The following is a 337-nucleotide window of genomic DNA, read 5'->3' on the forward strand; positions in this document are numbered from 1 at the left end:
GCGTAACATTGGACATCATCCATCAGGGTCTGTATGTTTACCTTCATAGTGCTGGCCTCTTTTCAGTAGTTGGTAAAAGGAAAGCGTTATTTTACCAAATCACGACCCCGAAACGCAACATGAGCCTTTCTTAATACCTCAGCGGCAACGAGGTCCGTGTTGGTTATCAAGGGAAAGACCCCATCACTCTTTAATTCTTCAGACAGGGCTTGTTCGTTTAACTTCCACTGAATGCTGTATGTGGATTCCCATTTATTTTTATAGACGCTGTCCAAGCCCGGTCTGCCAGGAGATACCTTCACTTTGATCTGTTTTCGATCTGTTAATATTTGGACCT

General features: G+C 43.6%; 1 pseudogene. It reads right to left on the minus strand.

The window, feature by feature from the left end:
- Window positions 1–86: 86 nt before the first annotated feature.
- A pseudogene (locus JWG39_RS16300) lies at window positions 87–337 on the minus strand (hypothetical protein); the annotation flags it as partial.

This window comes from Desulforhopalus vacuolatus (assembly GCF_016918505.1).
GTDB classification, from domain to species: Bacteria; Desulfobacterota; Desulfobulbia; order Desulfobulbales; family Desulfocapsaceae; genus Desulforhopalus; species Desulforhopalus vacuolatus.